The organism is Serratia marcescens subsp. marcescens ATCC 13880, from assembly GCF_017299535.1.
Lineage (GTDB): Bacteria > Pseudomonadota > Gammaproteobacteria > Enterobacterales > Enterobacteriaceae > Serratia > Serratia marcescens.
Genome location: NZ_CP071238.1, coordinates 2547918 through 2562192 on the forward strand (window position 1 = coordinate 2547918; position 14275 = coordinate 2562192).

Consider the following 14275-nt stretch of genomic DNA (forward strand, 5'->3'; position numbering starts at 1 on the left):
TTGAAACTGAGTCAAGCATAACAGCTGGATTTACACTTAAAAGAACCAAAAAACGAAGATTTTGCTGTACCACGCATCCGGGATGGCTAAAACATGCTGACCAGAGATGCCTCTGCTATTTCAAGTACACCTGCTGATTAATGGAGCGATATATGAACAGACCCACTCTGGCGCTGACGATTGACCGTAACGCACGGATATCCATCGCCGAGCAGATCCGCCAGGGGATCACCGAAGCCATTGAGAGCGGTGTTCTTGCGCCAGGCACAAGGCTCCCTTCATGGATTGACCTTGCCATACAATTGGGTATCTCTCGCGGCACGGTTAAGACCGCCTATGAACGGTTATCCGATGAGCAACTTGTCGTGATGTCCCGCTCTCGTGGAACCTGCGTCGTGGATAATCTACCGCCGGGCAGGACGGCGAAAAAGGTGCCTGAATCCGTACCCACTTCAGAATTGTTTCAGGATTTTCTCTTTCCTACAGGCGATTTTCAGATGGGGATCCCTGCCGGCGATGTCTTTCCCGTCCCCCTCTTTTCACGCCTTTTTGCGGCGTCAGCCCGTCACGCCGTGCAGTCCAGACAATGCTATGGCGACCCCAGAGGGGAAAGCGAATTGCGCCGCGAAATCGCCGGTCAGCTCACCCTTTCCAGAGGAATCAAATGCCATCCTTCTCAAGTTTTCGTAACTGCCGGATTCACCGGAGGACTTGGCCTCATACTGCACGCGCTGTCTTTACGCGGGCACAAAGCCTGGGTGGAAAATCCTGGCTTTCCGCCGGCAAGAAAAGCCTTGAGCCTTGCGGGCCTGGCCACGGTACCTGTGCGGGTCGATTCCGAAGGGATGGATATAGAATATGGCATCCATCACGCGCCTGACGCGGCAATCGCGCTGGTCACCCCCGGGCAGCAAGCGCCCCTGGGGATGGCATTATCATTGGAACGGCGCCACCGTTTAATTGAGTGGGCCCACCAAAATGGCCGCTGGATCATCGAGGATGACTATCTGGGGGAGTTGCAGCTTAATCGCCGCGCGGCGCCAGCGCTGGCGTCACAGGATATTTATGGTCGGGTTATCCATATTGGATCATTCAGTAAAACCATTAGCCCGGCTCTACGCCTGGGGTTTGTCGTGGCGCCGCCATCGCTTGTCGAGACGGTTGCTGATGTCGCCGCCTCGCTTTCCCCCGCTCCGACTCCCGCGATCCAGATGGCGGTGCATGCCTTTTTGAGTGAGGGGCATTTTCTTCGGCATCTGCGAAAAATGAAAAGAGTTTACCATGCCAGAAGTACTGAACTTTCCCGCATAATGAAGGCGTTAGGCTACACCGTTCAGGTCCATGGTTTATCCGTTTTAATCAACCTGCCAGACGGCTCTCAGGATCGCACCATTGCGCATTACGCCTATAACTTTGGCCTGGCGCCATCCCCGCTTTCAGCCTGGTATCAGTCAGGGGTAGCGGAAAAGTCCGGTCTGTTGCTTGGCGTATCAGGCAAGGAAGGCGAATCACTCCTCCATGCCTGCGAGCGGCTGGATCGATTGATCCGTAAACTCGCTTAACGGCCCCCTTGCGATTCTCGCGCTTTCCTCTTCCGCTTGTCTCGCTCTGGTACACAAAAATCATTCGTTTTTGGTTCTTTTTAAGATCTTACTCTCTTTCTATCCTGTAGGGGTCAGTCAGCATTGCCGGGTACACAACCGTGTCCGGCTGTACTCATAAGGCATCGGAGGAGAAGTATGAGAATTTTAATTGCAGGCGCAACGGGGGCAATCGGGCTGCCAATGACAAGGGTGCTCTGCGCCCTTGGACATCAAGTCGCAGGCTTGACGCGTCAAGGAAAAGGTATCGCCCAACTCCATGAACTCGGCGCCGAAGCGCTGTGTGTGGATGCGATGGATTCACATGCGGTGCGCGAAGCTGTCGAAAAGTTTCAGCCTGATACGATTATCGATCAACTGACATTGCTGCCGGCTAATCCTGCCGACATTATCCGCTCGATCCCCGCGGATACGGCTTTACACAAAGTGGCCGGACATCATTTACTTGAAGCGGCGAAAGCCTGCGGCATCAGCCGTTATATTCTTCAGTCCCGTGGCTTTTATCTTGATGCGGCGGCCGGAAAACTGGCCAGTGAAAGTGCCGCCCTGCGGATCCAGGCGCCGGGGGTGATCGGGGAAAGCTGTAACGTATTGTCTGACTATGAAAACGCCGTCAGGATGCTTCCCGGGATCGCAGGGGTGGTGCTGCGTTACGGATTCTTCTATGGCCCTGGCACCTGGTATCGACCAGAAGGCGCCATCGCCGAACAGGCTCGCAATGGCGAAAGCGTCATTTTTGGCGAAGGTAATGCAGTCTGGTCTTTCGTGCATATTGACGATGCCATTGCCGCCACCATTGCGGCGCTGGGATCCGAACCTGGTACCTATAATATTGTCGATGATAATCCGCTTCCGGTGAATCAGTGGCTTCCTGAGTTTAACCGTTGGGTCGGCGCGCCTGAACCTACGCGGTTGAGTGCCGCAGACGCGCTATCGCTCGCGGGTGAAGAAGGACTCTACTATCACACCGCCCTGACCGGAGCGTCCAACCAGGCCGCGAAAGAAAAACTCGGTTTTTCACCTCGCCCTCTGATCTGGCACCGCCAGTCCTGAATACGATACGGTGCGGCGCAGCCGCACCGTACTGTGACAATATCAACAGGTATCAAAAGAAATGAGCCATCGGGATAAACAGTATTTTGATTTTATGCTTGGTGATAATCGATTATTACGCGCATCTTTAATACCTCGCCATGACGGGAGCTATAGTCCGCACCTCTCGGAAATTGTCGATATCCCCCATCCGGCAGACGATATTCCGCTGACCCCGGTCCCCTGTGAACAAGGCAGCGGCCAGTACGAGGCCTTCATGCAACTGTTAGGGGTGGTTCTGTGGAAAATTTCAAAGACAGCAACACGACTAGAGTCTGTCATCATCAGAGCGGGTGTAGATGACGATGGCGAGAAGACGCTGCTGAAGATCACCCATCATTTTGCCCCCGGGGTGATGGTAAGCCGGGGGCGCGTCGCTGACGTAGTAAGCGTACGGCGAGAACCGTATTGACGAAGTGAGTGACATTTCAAACGGGCTAAATCGGGTGACTTTGTAATCTTGCAATAACACACTTGCAGTTACCCTGTCACGTCAATCCACTCCGCTCCGGTGATGCTGGCCAGCCGTTGCGGCGCAATTCTCACGCCTGAGTTATCACTGCCGCCTGCCGGAAGCACTTCACTGTAGCTGCACAGGCTGCGATCGCAGTAAACTCTCACCGTTGCCGGTGCGGCAAAGGGGCAAACGCCGCCGGGCGGATAGCCGGTCAGCGCCTCCACCTCCTCCGCCGGCAGCATGCGTGCCTTTACGCCAAAGAATTGCTTGTACTTCTTGTTATCGATTCTGGCGGTTCCCGCCATCACCAGCAGCACCACGCCATCGTTCACGCGAAACGACAGCGTCTTGGCGATCTGCCCGCCCTCCACGCCAAAGGCTTCCGCCGCCAGCGCTACCGTCGCGGTATTCTGTGTCAGCACCGTCACCGCCGTTTCCGGCGCGTGCTCGGCCAGAAAACGCTGAACGCGTTCTATGCTCATGCTCCTTCCTCCTGATATTGCTAAGCCATTGATAATGCCGCAGTGATGGTTTCGGTTTTAACATCGCATGCTAAAAATGAGAATCAAAATTGTTCAAATCGCTGGATCTGAACAAAGCTTTAAGGGGCCAATGGCCTTTTTACCCATCATTTTTCATGGAGATGCCTGCATGACCACGCAAACGACAGCAAGGCCCTCAGCGGCCGCAGTGGCCGTCTATGAATGGCTCAACCCGATACCTTATGGATTTTTCACCGCGGCGCTCATTTTCGACATCATTTATGCCTGCACTGCCAATATTCAGTGGGTTAATGGCGCCAGCTGGCTAATCGCCATCGGCCTGATTTTTGCCATCATTCCTCGCCTGATTAACCTGGTGCAAGTATGGTTCGGCAGCGCTCGGCTGCTGGGTTCGTCGGTCAAACTCCATTTCTGGCTGAACCTGTTGGCCATCGTTCTCGCCATTATCAACGCTTTCGTGCATAGCCGGGATGCGTATGCCGTGGTGCCGCAAGGCCTGGTGCTGTCTGCGATCGTGGTCGCGCTGCTCAGCCTGGCGAATATTCTGCTGGCCCTTGGCGCCCGCGCAAAATAAGGAGGTTTTCATGAAGCTCTCATCTCTGGCGCTCACCCTTTCCGCCGTATTGACCTTGGCCGGCTGCGATAACAGTGCCGTCATTTCGCCGGAACAACAAATGGGGCCGGATCCGGCGTTGCCGGCGGCGCAAGATTTCCTGATGCCGCCGATGCAGGTGCCAAAGGGCGTGGGCTGGCAGCAAAACCAGATGCCGAAAGTCGCCGAAGGCTTGAAAATCGACAAGGTGGCAGACGGTTTGCTGCACCCGCGTCAGTTGCTGACCCTGCCCAACGGCGATGTGTTGGTGGTGGAGGCCAACGGGCCGGGCACCGAAGCGGTCAGCACACCCAAGCAGCTGATCGCCGGGCTGGTTAAGGGTCAGTCAGGTAAAGGGGGAAAAGGCGGTAACCGCATCACCCTGTTGCGCCCCACCGCCGACGGCAGCTGGGAAAAGCATGTCTTCCTCGAGGGGCTCGATTCTCCGTTCGGCGTTCAGCTGATTGGCAACACCCTGTATGTGGCCAACACCGGCAATATCATGCAGTACGCCTATCAGCCGGGCGAAACGCGCATCAGCGATCCGGGTAAAGAGCTGGCCGATCTGCCGGACACCATCAACCATCATTGGACCAAGGCCCTGCTGGCCAGCCCGGACGGTAAAAAGCTGTATGTCGGCGTTGGATCCAACAGCAACATCACCGAAAACGGCCTGGCCGTAGAGTACCGGCGCGCCGCGGTATTGGAAGTGGACACCGCCTCCGGCGCCAGCCGCATCTTCGCCAGCGGCCTGCGCAACCCGACCGGGCTGCAGTGGGAACCGCACAGCGGCAAGCTGTGGGCCATCGTCAACGAGCGTGACGAGATCGGCGCCGATCTGGTGCCGGACTACCTGACCTCGGTACAGGACGGCGGCTTCTACGGCTGGCCTTACAGCTATTTCGGCCAGCACGTCGATCGTCGGGTGCAGCCGGCGCGGCCGGATCTGGTGGCGAAAGCCATCAAGCCGGACTACGCCCTCAGCTCGCACGTCGCGCCGCTGGGGCTGTTGTTCTACACCGCGAGCGCTCTGCCGGCCGACTATCGCGGCGGCGCCTTTGTCAGTGAGCACGGCAGTTGGGATCGCTCGCCGCTGAACGGCTACCGGGTCAGCTACGTGGCGTTCGAACAAGGCAAGCCGGTCGGTAAACTCAAAGCGGTGGTCACCGGCTTTGTCTCCGACGACGAGAAGGAACTCTATGGCGCACCGGTTGGATTAGCGGTCGACAAGGCCGGCGCCCTGCTGATTGCGGATGACGTGGGCAACACCGTTTGGCGCGTCAGCGCTAAATAACGTTAACGTGCAGGTTCCGATGAACCTGCACGTGACATTGTCACTTGATGCTTTGCGCCAACCAGACCGTTCTTCCCCCGCAGGCGGGATCTTCCACCACATGATCGACCACGCGGAAGCCGTTCTCCTGCAGCAGGCGCGTATACTCCTCCGGCGCCAGGCTGGCGTGAAACAGCGGCTGGCCGTCGAAATTGCCGATCGCCACGCCGTCTTCAGGGCCGCTGGTGAACATCAGTGCGGCATGCGGCTTGGCGTGCCGTCTGAACAGTAGAAACATGCGGCGCTGATCGTCGCGCGCCAGATGGAAGAAGCTGTCCCAGGCCAGCAGGCCGTCGAATCTTGTCGCCAGACTCAGCCGGCGCATGTCCATCTGCCGCCACTCCTGCTGTGGAAAACGCTGCCGGCAGCGCGCGATCATCGCCTGCGCGCCGTCGATGCCGGTGACTCGATACCCTTGTTCGATAAAATAGGCGGCGATCGGCGCGCCATTGCCGCAGCCGAGATCCAGCAGCCGCGCGTTGGCCGGGGTAAGCTGCAAAAAGCGGTCGAGCCACGGCCGCTCAAACAGCGTGGTGGGTCTGAGGCGTTCCCAGGCGGCGGCATGTTCGTCATAAAGCGAAATAATCGTGCTCGCCAGTTCTTCCGTCATTAATATTGTCCCCGTCACGTTAGTGGCGCAATAAAAATAGCCTTTGGTCAGAATTAAAGCGCTTATCCGATAATATATTCATCAACAGGCCGTTGACCAGAAATAAAAGGTTTTAACATTTCGACATAAACCAGTACAATTCCCTCCCCTGTGTTAACCCTTTTTTAGGTTGATTGTGTCGTTAATTCAGCCCTCTGCATCGCGAAATCGGGCCGCCGCCTGGTTAGGGATGTTTGCCATTCTGATGTTGTTCATTGCGCCGGTGATCTCGCGATCTCTGGAGCATGTACGCGCCGGAAGTGCTGGAACGGCCGTCATGGCGGATTGCGGCATGGATATGCCGATGCATCACGGGATGCGCTCGCCGTCGTCTGAACCTGAAAAAGCCTCGCCGCCGCTGATGCAGCACGGTGGCGGCCACCACAACATGGCGATGATGATGGACGACAGCGCCTGCGGCTACTGCGTGCTGTTGCTGCACGCGCCGCTGCTGGACGTGAGCCACGCCCCGCTGTTCTGGTCTCAGTCGCTGGCTTCGCGCCCGCCGCCGATCCGCTATCTCGTTCCCCTGTTTGCCCACGTCGTTCACACCGAATTACAGCCGCGCGCGCCCCCCCTCTCTTTCCTCTGATTTAACAATAAGCCCATTGCCGTTCTCTGTATTGCCGTTGATCGCTTCAACCCGGCGGAATTAATTCGCCCAACGATTAAGCACCGAGACGACATTATTAATCCGGTTATTTCCACGCTGATGGAATTAACCCCCGTATTTACCGATGGTGATTTTCGCCAGGCTGCCCCACGCCTGAATAATCCCTCGGCCAAGAACGGAAAAAGTTAGCTTAAGGAAAGATGATGTTTAAACCCGTTTATAAAAAGAACGCCGCCACCCGCGCCATCACCGCCGCCATGCCGCTGTTCCTGCTGGCTGGCCACGCGGCGCAGGCGCATCAGCACCCTGCCGACACACAGGTTAATGATGGCGACGTGATCACCGTCACCGCACCGCTCTACTCTCCGCTGACCATCGTGACGTCACCGAAAACTCCGCGTCAGCCGGTGCCGGCCAGCGATGGCTCGGACTACCTGAAAACCATTCCCGGCTTTTCTCAGATCCGCAACGGCGGCACCAACGGCGATCCGGTGTTCCGCGGCATGTTCGGTTCGCGGTTGAAGATCCTCACCGACGGTTCGGAAATGCTGGGCGCCTGTCCATCGAGAATGGATGCGCCCACTTCTTACATCTCGCCGGAGAGTTTCGATCTGTTGACCATCACCAAAGGGCCGCAGACGGTACTGTGGGGGCCGGGATCGTCGGCGGGCACCGTGCGTTTCGAACGTGAACGCCCACGCTTCGACAAGCCGGGCGTCAAGGGCAACGCCAGCGTGCTGACCGGCTCCAACGGCCGCTGGGACGAGAATATCGACGCCAGCCTCGGCGCCGAGCAAGGTTACTTGCGGGTGATGGCCAACAAATCTCGTTCCAACGATTATCAGGACGGCACCAATACGCGCGTGCCGTCGCGCTGGGACAAGTGGAACGGCGATCTGGCGCTCGGCTGGACGCCGGACAACGATACGCTGCTGGAAGTGACCATGGGCCGCGGCAACGGCGAAGCGCGCTATGCCGGCCGCAGCATGGACGGTTCGCAGTTCAAGCGCGAAAGCCTGGGCATGCGGGTGGAAAAATCCAACATCGGCGAGGTGCTGGATAAGCTGGAAGCGCAGGTCTACTACAATTACGCCAACCACGTGATGGACAACGTCACCCTGCGCTCACCGGGCAGCGGCGGCATGGGTGGGCACGGTGGCCATGGCGGTATGGGCATGGGCGGCCACGGCGGGCACATGATGTCTTCCGGCATGACGATGCAGCTCGATCGCCGCACCGTCGGCGGCCGCGTGATGGGCACCTGGCAGTGGCAGGACGTGAAGCTGGAAAGCGGCCTGGACACGCAGACCAATACCCACCGCAGCATGAGCCGCGGCAGCTGGGAAAAAGATGCCCAGTTCAACAGCTACGGCGCCTTCAGTGAGCTGACCTGGTCCACCAGCGAGCAGGATAAACTGATCGGCGGCGCGCGTCTCGATCGCACCCTGGTGGAGAACTTCCGCAACGGCGGCGACGCGGAGCGTTCCGACACCCTGCCGAGCGGTTTTATGCGCCTGGAGCACACGCTGGCCGAGCTGCCGCTGATGCTGTACGCCGGCGTCGGTTATACTGAGCGTTTCCCGGATTACTGGGAGCTATTCTCGCCGAAGCTCGGCCCGAATGGCAGCAAGGATCCGTTCTCCGGCGTCAAGAGCGAGAAAACTACGCAGCTCGACATCGGCGCACAATACAACGGCAAGCGCTTCAACGGCTGGGTCTCCGCTTATGTGGGCCGCGTCGATGATTTCATCCTGTTCAAATACGATCCGCACAATGCGCGTCTCAGCCAGGCCGATAACGTCAACGCCAACATCATGGGCGGCGAAATGGGCATGGGTTATCAGTTGAGCGAGCACTGGAAAACCGACGCCAGCCTGGCCTACTCCTGGGGCAAAAATACCAGCGACGGCCGCCCGCTGCCGCAGATCCCGCCGCTGGAGGCGCGTCTGGGGCTGACCTACGAGTACGGCGACTGGAGCGGCACCGGGCTGTGGCGTTTGGTCAGCAGCCAAAACCGCGTGGCGATCAACGAAGGCAACGTGGTGGGCAAAGACTTTGCCGAAAGCGCCGGCTTCGGCGTGCTCTCCGCGAACGCCGCCTACAAGGTGAATAAAAACGTCAAGCTGAGCGCCGGTCTGGATAACATCCTGAACAAGACCTACAGCGAGCACCTCAACCTGGCGGGCAACAGCGCCTTCGGCTATTCGGCCAACAGCGCGGTGAATGAACCGGGCCGCACCCTGTGGGCCAAGGTTAACGTCACCTTCTAAACCGTTCACCGGGCGATGGGCAACCGTCGCCCGGTCATGCGATATGCGATCCGGTTCTTAGGATATGAGTTTTAAGTTTTTCCCATTCGGTTAGGCGGCGATTACTATCGTCCTCAGGTTAATCATGGCCCCGGAGGGAATATGCAAAAGATCACTCGTTTTCTGGCCCTGCTCGGCGAGCTGATGATCGAAAAAGCCGAAGACGCCGCGCCACAGGCAGCCCAGCCTGACGATCGCGACGACGCGTTGCCACCGCGCCTCGAACGCGGCGTTCCGCTGGCTGACCGCTTCCTGTTCATGTAATTTCCCGCGCTGTTTACATTAGCACGCTCACACTGAACGCACGATATGTTCGCGCAGCCACCGGTGAGCGGGATCCCGATGCGATCGTTCGTGCCACAGCATAGTCATTTCAAAACCCGGCACCGCCAACGGCGGTTTGAGTTGCTGCAATAACGGTTGGTTGCGCACCAGCCGCTCCGGCAACATCGCCACCAAATCGGACTGCGTCAGTACCGAGATAACGAAGAGAAAATGCGGCACGGAAAGCACCACGCGCCGCGTCAGCCCCACGTCCGCCAGCGCTTGGTCGGTGATGCCGTAGAAACCGCCGCCGTCCGGCGAAACCATCACCTGCTCCAATAGGCAGAATTGCGCCAGCGTCAGGTTTTCATGCAGCTTAGGGTGACCGACTCTGCCCACCAGCACATAGCGTTCACGGAATAGCGTACGCTGACGCAGACCGGGCGGCGCCCCTTCGCGGGTGTGAAACGCCAGATCGATCTCTCCCTGTTCCGCCAGTTTGGCGATGCGTGACGGCGCGGTTTCCAGCACCGCCAGCCGGGTGCCGGGCGCCGCCGTGCGCAAACCGTTCAGCGCCGGCAGGACGATGGTGGATTCGCCGTAGTCGAAGGCGGCCACACGCCAGATATCGGTCGCCACGGCGGGATCGAACGGCGTCGCCGGCGTCACCGCCAACTCAAGCGCCGCCAGCGCCTGACGCAGCGGTTCCCGCAGTTGCTCCGCTCTGGCGGTCGGACGCATGCCGCGCGGGCCGGGCAACAGCAGCGGATCGTCAAAGATCGCCCGCAGTTTGGCGAGATGCACGCTGACTGCCGGCTGAGAGAAATTGAGCCGCTGCGCCGCGCGCGTGACGTTGTGCTCCGCCAGCAGCGCGTCGAGCGTCACCAGCAGATTGAGATCCAGCCGCCTTAAATTATTCATGGTTATACCTGGGATAACGGTAATTCATTTCTAATATACCTTGTGACGCCCTAACCTGCAGCTCTCACACCAAGGAGCGTTGTTATGAATGTGCTGATTGTTTACGCCCACCCGGAGCCGCAGTCGCTGACCGGCTCACTGAAAAACTTCGCCGTTGAGCGCCTGACGCAGGCCGGCCATCAGGTCCAGGTGTCAGACCTGTACGCCATGAAGTGGAAAGCGGCGATCGACGCCGACGACAGCCAGGAAGGCGCATCAGGCCCACGTTTCGATCCTTCGCTGGATTCCCGGCGCGCGTTCGCCAACGGCGTGCAGAGCGCCGACATCGAACGGGAGCAACAAAAGCTGCGTTGGGCGGACGCGGTGCTGTTGCAGTTCCCGCTGTGGTGGTTCTCGATGCCGGCGATGCTGAAAGGCTGGTTCGATCGGGTCTATGCCTATGGTTTTGCCTACGGCGTCGGTGAGCATTCCGATACCCATTGGGGCGACCGTTACGGCGAGGGTATGTTGGCGGGCAAACGAGCGATGCTGATCGTCAGCGCCGGCGGGTGGGAATCCCATTACGCCCCGCGCGGCATCAACGGGCCGATCGACGATATTCTGTTCCCGATCCAGCACGGCATGCTGCATTACCCGGGGTTCGAGGTGTTGCCGCCGTTCGTCACCTATCGCGCCGGTAAGACCGACGAGACGCGCTTTGCCACCCTGTGCGAACAGCTCGGACAGCGGCTCGATAACCTGTGGCGCACCGAGCCGATTCCGTTTCGGCGGCAGAACGCCGGTGACTACCTGATCCCGCAGTTGACGCTGAAAGCCCATCTGGCGCCGGGGCAAGACGGCTTTAGCATTCACCTGAAATAGCGCGAGCCGCTCCCCTTATCGCGGCGCTGACACAGCGCCGCCCCCGAGGAGGAGTTTGGCGCCCAATCCCATCATGACCACGCCCGTAAATCGCTGCTGCCAGACCAACAAACGGGGATTGCGGGCGAGCCATTGCCCCACGGTGCCGGAGGCCATAGCGACAGAGCCCAGCGAAAGGATCCCGGCCAGCTTTTGAATGGAACCTAAAACGAGCAATTGCAACCAAACCGGCCCGGTTTCAGGGTTAACAAACTGCGGGAGGAAAGCAAACATGAACAGCAGCGACTTAGGGTTGGTCAGGCTGTTAATCGCCCCTTCTTTCACCGCCTGCCACCCGGTCATCATCCGGGGTTTCAGCACGGCATCGGAACGCTGCCGGCTTACCTTCAGCATTTTTATCCCCAGCCAGACCAGATAGGCGGCCCCAACCCAACGCAATACGTCCAACGCCAGCGGATAACTATGCAGCAACGTGGCGAGGCCGAGCACCAGCATGGAAACCTGCACCATACCGGCGACAAAAACCATGCCGAAAACATTGAGCAGCGCGATGCGACGGCCTTGGCCGATACCCCGGGCCAGCGTGAGCATCATATCCGGTCCGGGAGAGAGTTCCAGAAGGGTGAGTGCAACAAGAAAAGCAATAAACGTTTCGGCTGAAGGCATGGGGTTATCACCGGCGAGTCAAAGAATACGGCAATCATATTCCTCCCCGGACATTCGCAACAGCACTATCAGACGCATCCGGGGCGTGTCGTTAATTCAGGGCGGCGAGAAATGCCTGATAGCCTTGCGCGCTGCGATCCAATTCGTGGGATTGCAGCGGCTCCACCGTCCCGTCCGAAGCGGCTTCCTTGCCGTAAAAGGCAAAGAACGAAGCATAGTCGGCCCGCACGTAATCGGCGGTCACTTCAAACGGCCGGAAGATCTCCTCCAGCGAGTAGCGATAACGCCCGTCGCGCGCGTAATCTTCTGCGCGCACGCCCGCCGTGACCGCCAGCGCCAGTTTCTTGTTCTGCATCTTATAGCCGCTGCGGGAACCGTAGGCCCAGCCGTAGGTGAGCACGTCGTCCAGCCATTTTTTCAGCAGCGGCGGGCTGCTGAACCAGTAAATCGGGAACTGCAGCACGATGTTGTCATGCGCTTCAATCAACTGCTGTTCTTTGGCGACGTCGATCTGCCAGTCCGGGTAGGCCTGATGCAGTTCGTGCACGGTATACAGCGCCGGATAACGGCGCAGTTCCTCCAGCCAACGTTTGTTGACCACCGAGTTCGCCATATCGGGATGTGTTACTACCACCAAGGTTTTCATACTGATCTCTCCAGTCAGGTGTTTCGACGCATCTTAGGGTATGCTGACAGAATGTAAAATACGCACACTCACGACACATACTTACCCTGGAGAAAGTGTAAATGACCGCCGAATCCCACTGCAGCCCAACGGGCATCAGCCTCGAAGACACCGGCTATGGCTACACCCTGTCAGTGATCAACGGCAAATATAAAATGATTATTCTCTACTGGCTGGCGCTGTATAAGCCGGTATTGCGGTTCAACGAACTGCAGCGCTGCGTCGGCACCATTTCGTATAAAACGCTCAGTTCGACGCTGAAAGAGCTGGAAAAAGATCGGCTAGTGGTGAGAAAGGAGTATCCGCAGATCCCGCCCAAGGTGGAGTACAGCCTGTCCGAGCGCGGGCGTTCGCTGATCCCGGTGATCGACATGATGTGCAACTGGGGGGAGCAGCACCGGCCGGAGCCGCCGGTGCCGTGAGGGGTTAGTTGTCCGCCGCCGCTGAGGTTGCCGGCGCGGGTTCATCGTGCTCAACCAGCGCGTCCGCCGGCCGGCACTGGCGCAGCGTGCGCACGCTGAAAGCCACCAGCACGCCGAGCACAGCGGCGAATGCGCCAAACGACAGCACGCTCATCAACGGGGTAAATACCCTGCCCAGTACGCCGAGCCCCAGCGCGCCGATCGAATCGCCGGTCACGTCCTGCGCGGTGCCGAGGCTGTTCACCCGCCCCAGCAGATGATCCGGCGTGTTGCTCTGGATCAGCATGAACTGCAGAAGTGAGGCGATAGCGTTGGCGTAGCCGTAGCACACCAGCGCCAGCAGCGCCGGCGCCAGGTGGCTGAACAGCCCCAGCGAAGCGATGGCGGTGAACGCGACGATGGCGGCGATCAGGATCAGCACGCCGGGGCGAGAGAAACGCCCCACCCAGCCGCTGGTCAGCGCACCCAGCATCGCGCCGAGCGGCACCGCGGAGTACATCAGGCCGATAGAGGACGCGCCGACGTGGTAAGCATCCTGCGCCAGCGCCGGGAACAGCACCCTGACGGCGCCGACGATGCTCATCAGCATCCCCAGCAGCACCACCGACCCCACCACCTTATTGCGCCAGACAAACTGGAAGCCGCTGGCGAGCGCGCGCAGCGGATGTTCCGGCTCCTGCTGCTGCGGCAACAGCGTCGGCAAGCGCACCAGCGGCACAAGGGTGCCCAGCGTCCCTGCCGCCGCGACGGCGAAGGCGAGACCGACGCCGCCGAACACGATGATAATCCCGCCCAGCGCCGGCGCCAGGATCGCGCCGATGCGCACCGTCACCATGCTCAAGGCCCCCGCCGCCGCCAGGTTTTCACGCCCGACCAGCAGCGGGATCACCGCCATCAGCGCCGTCATGCCCAGCGCGCCGAAGAAGCCGTCCCAGGCCGCCAGCAGGTAGAGCGCCCATAGCGAAGGCGCCGGGGCGAAGGCGTTCAGACTCAGGGCGACAAACCCCAGCCCGCAGGTGCCGCGCGCAAACAGGATCAGCTTACGGCGATCGTAGCGATCGGCGAGTACCCCGCCCAACATCAGGCCGATAAACATGCCCACGCCGTCCAGCGCCACCGCGACCCCCACCTGCAACGTGGAGCCGGTCATCGCCTGGATCTGAATCGGCACCCCCACCGCCAGCATGCCGAGGGAAAACACCGACAGCATGCGGGCGCAGAAAATCGCGCGGAAATGCGCATTGCTTCTCAGCAAACTGAAATCAAGAAAAAAAGAAGGTCTGGCCATAGTGTCCTGCATATCATGT

16 protein-coding genes are annotated in these 14275 nt (G+C 59.3%); 10 read left to right on the forward strand and 6 right to left on the reverse strand.

Features of this window, described 5'->3' with window-relative positions; translation table 11 throughout:
* Positions 1-152: 152 nt before the first annotated feature.
* The 3 genes from pdxR (at position 153) to J0F90_RS12255 (ending at position 3105) form a co-directional block, all read left to right on the forward strand.
* Complete coding sequence (gene pdxR, locus J0F90_RS12245) at positions 153-1562, forward strand: MocR-like pyridoxine biosynthesis transcription factor PdxR (RefSeq protein WP_033640294.1); 1410 nt, start codon at positions 153-155, stop codon at positions 1560-1562.
* 177 nt (positions 1563-1739) lie between these two features.
* A complete protein-coding gene (locus tag J0F90_RS12250; RefSeq protein WP_033640293.1) occupies positions 1740-2654 on the forward strand; it encodes an NAD-dependent epimerase/dehydratase family protein in 915 nt (304 codons plus the stop codon).
* Between the two features lie 61 nt (positions 2655-2715).
* Positions 2716-3105, forward strand: coding sequence for a hypothetical protein (locus tag J0F90_RS12255; protein ID WP_048795332.1), 390 nt, complete (start codon positions 2716-2718; stop codon positions 3103-3105).
* Between the two features lie 68 nt (positions 3106-3173).
* Here J0F90_RS12255 and J0F90_RS12260 read toward each other — a convergent pair whose 3' ends face one another.
* Positions 3174-3632 carry a YbaK/EbsC family protein gene (locus J0F90_RS12260; RefSeq protein WP_033640290.1) on the reverse strand — a complete coding sequence of 153 codons (459 nt, stop codon included), beginning with the start codon at positions 3630-3632 and terminating at the stop codon, positions 3174-3176.
* A 169-nt stretch (positions 3633-3801) separates the two neighbouring features.
* Between J0F90_RS12260 and J0F90_RS12265 the strand changes: the two genes are divergently transcribed.
* Positions 3802-4227 carry a DUF2231 domain-containing protein gene (locus J0F90_RS12265; protein WP_033640288.1) on the forward strand — a complete coding sequence of 142 codons (426 nt, stop codon included), beginning with the start codon at positions 3802-3804 and terminating at the stop codon, positions 4225-4227.
* A gap of 10 nt (positions 4228-4237) precedes the next feature.
* Positions 4238-5539 (forward strand): PQQ-dependent sugar dehydrogenase, encoded by a 1302-nt coding sequence (locus tag J0F90_RS12270; protein ID WP_033640286.1) that lies wholly within the window; start codon positions 4238-4240, stop codon positions 5537-5539.
* Positions 5540-5579: 40 nt separating this feature from the next.
* On the opposite strand, the gene J0F90_RS12275 is transcribed toward J0F90_RS12270, so the two are convergent.
* Positions 5580-6188 carry a class I SAM-dependent DNA methyltransferase gene (locus tag J0F90_RS12275; protein WP_033640284.1) on the reverse strand — a complete coding sequence of 203 codons (609 nt, stop codon included), beginning with the start codon at positions 6186-6188 and terminating at the stop codon, positions 5580-5582.
* A 244-nt stretch (positions 6189-6432) separates the two neighbouring features.
* Between J0F90_RS12275 and J0F90_RS12280 the strand changes: the two genes are divergently transcribed.
* The 3 genes from J0F90_RS12280 (at position 6433) to J0F90_RS12290 (ending at position 9413) form a co-directional block, all read left to right on the forward strand.
* Entirely contained in the window at positions 6433-6819 is a 387-nt protein-coding gene (locus tag J0F90_RS12280) for a DUF2946 domain-containing protein (RefSeq protein ID WP_229601634.1), read from the forward strand.
* A gap of 224 nt (positions 6820-7043) precedes the next feature.
* A complete protein-coding gene (locus J0F90_RS12285; protein WP_033640281.1) occupies positions 7044-9110 on the forward strand; it encodes a TonB-dependent copper receptor in 2067 nt (688 codons plus the stop codon).
* Between the two features lie 141 nt (positions 9111-9251).
* Positions 9252-9413, forward strand: a complete 162-nt coding sequence (locus J0F90_RS12290; protein WP_016927696.1) for a hypothetical protein — start codon at positions 9252-9254, stop codon at positions 9411-9413.
* Between the two features lie 27 nt (positions 9414-9440).
* On the opposite strand, the gene J0F90_RS12295 is transcribed toward J0F90_RS12290, so the two are convergent.
* Positions 9441-10334 carry a LysR family transcriptional regulator gene (locus J0F90_RS12295; RefSeq protein WP_016927695.1) on the reverse strand — a complete coding sequence of 298 codons (894 nt, stop codon included), beginning with the start codon at positions 10332-10334 and terminating at the stop codon, positions 9441-9443.
* 84 nt (positions 10335-10418) lie between these two features.
* Here J0F90_RS12295 and J0F90_RS12300 point away from each other — a divergent pair, with 84 nt between their 5' ends.
* Complete coding sequence (locus J0F90_RS12300) at positions 10419-11195, forward strand: NAD(P)H-dependent oxidoreductase (RefSeq protein ID WP_033640280.1); 777 nt, start codon at positions 10419-10421, stop codon at positions 11193-11195.
* A 15-nt stretch (positions 11196-11210) separates the two neighbouring features.
* Here J0F90_RS12300 and J0F90_RS12305 read toward each other — a convergent pair whose 3' ends face one another.
* Entirely contained in the window at positions 11211-11861 is a 651-nt protein-coding gene (locus tag J0F90_RS12305) for a LysE family translocator (protein ID WP_028127429.1), read from the reverse strand.
* 91 nt (positions 11862-11952) lie between these two features.
* Positions 11953-12507 (reverse strand): NAD(P)H-dependent oxidoreductase, encoded by a 555-nt coding sequence (locus J0F90_RS12310; protein ID WP_033640278.1) that lies wholly within the window; start codon positions 12505-12507, stop codon positions 11953-11955.
* A gap of 101 nt (positions 12508-12608) precedes the next feature.
* Between J0F90_RS12310 and J0F90_RS12315 the strand changes: the two genes are divergently transcribed.
* Positions 12609-12968, forward strand: a complete 360-nt coding sequence (locus J0F90_RS12315; RefSeq protein WP_033640277.1) for a winged helix-turn-helix transcriptional regulator — start codon at positions 12609-12611, stop codon at positions 12966-12968.
* A gap of 4 nt (positions 12969-12972) precedes the next feature.
* Here the strand turns inward: J0F90_RS12315 and entS are convergent, their stop codons facing one another.
* Positions 12973-14256 (reverse strand): enterobactin transporter EntS, encoded by a 1284-nt coding sequence (gene entS / locus J0F90_RS12320; RefSeq protein WP_033640276.1) that lies wholly within the window; start codon positions 14254-14256, stop codon positions 12973-12975.
* Between the last annotated feature and the right edge of the window lie 19 nt (positions 14257-14275).

What these genes read in the sequence shown, in the direction of transcription:
- pdxR (WP_033640294.1), top strand. Translation starts at nt 153, where the DNA reads ATGAACAGACCCACTCTGGCGCTGACGATTGACCGTAACGCACGGATA.
- J0F90_RS12250 (WP_033640293.1), top strand. Translation starts at nt 1,740, where the DNA reads ATGAGAATTTTAATTGCAGGCGCAACGGGGGCAATCGGGCTGCCAATG.
- J0F90_RS12255 (WP_048795332.1), top strand. Translation starts at nt 2,716, where the DNA reads ATGAGCCATCGGGATAAACAGTATTTTGATTTTATGCTTGGTGATAAT.
- J0F90_RS12260 (WP_033640290.1), bottom strand. Translation starts at nt 3,632, where the DNA reads ATGAGCATAGAACGCGTTCAGCGTTTTCTGGCCGAGCACGCGCCGGAA.
- J0F90_RS12265 (WP_033640288.1), top strand. Translation starts at nt 3,802, where the DNA reads ATGACCACGCAAACGACAGCAAGGCCCTCAGCGGCCGCAGTGGCCGTC.
- J0F90_RS12270 (WP_033640286.1), top strand. Translation starts at nt 4,238, where the DNA reads ATGAAGCTCTCATCTCTGGCGCTCACCCTTTCCGCCGTATTGACCTTG.
- J0F90_RS12275 (WP_033640284.1), bottom strand. Translation starts at nt 6,188, where the DNA reads ATGACGGAAGAACTGGCGAGCACGATTATTTCGCTTTATGACGAACAT.
- J0F90_RS12280 (WP_229601634.1), top strand. Translation starts at nt 6,433, where the DNA reads ATGTTGTTCATTGCGCCGGTGATCTCGCGATCTCTGGAGCATGTACGC.
- J0F90_RS12285 (WP_033640281.1), top strand. Translation starts at nt 7,044, where the DNA reads ATGTTTAAACCCGTTTATAAAAAGAACGCCGCCACCCGCGCCATCACC.
- J0F90_RS12290 (WP_016927696.1), top strand. Translation starts at nt 9,252, where the DNA reads ATGCAAAAGATCACTCGTTTTCTGGCCCTGCTCGGCGAGCTGATGATC.
- J0F90_RS12295 (WP_016927695.1), bottom strand. Translation starts at nt 10,334, where the DNA reads ATGAATAATTTAAGGCGGCTGGATCTCAATCTGCTGGTGACGCTCGAC.
- J0F90_RS12300 (WP_033640280.1), top strand. Translation starts at nt 10,419, where the DNA reads ATGAATGTGCTGATTGTTTACGCCCACCCGGAGCCGCAGTCGCTGACC.
- J0F90_RS12305 (WP_028127429.1), bottom strand. Translation starts at nt 11,861, where the DNA reads ATGCCTTCAGCCGAAACGTTTATTGCTTTTCTTGTTGCACTCACCCTT.
- J0F90_RS12310 (WP_033640278.1), bottom strand. Translation starts at nt 12,507, where the DNA reads ATGAAAACCTTGGTGGTAGTAACACATCCCGATATGGCGAACTCGGTG.
- J0F90_RS12315 (WP_033640277.1), top strand. Translation starts at nt 12,609, where the DNA reads ATGACCGCCGAATCCCACTGCAGCCCAACGGGCATCAGCCTCGAAGAC.
- entS (WP_033640276.1), bottom strand. Translation starts at nt 14,256, where the DNA reads ATGGCCAGACCTTCTTTTTTTCTTGATTTCAGTTTGCTGAGAAGCAAT.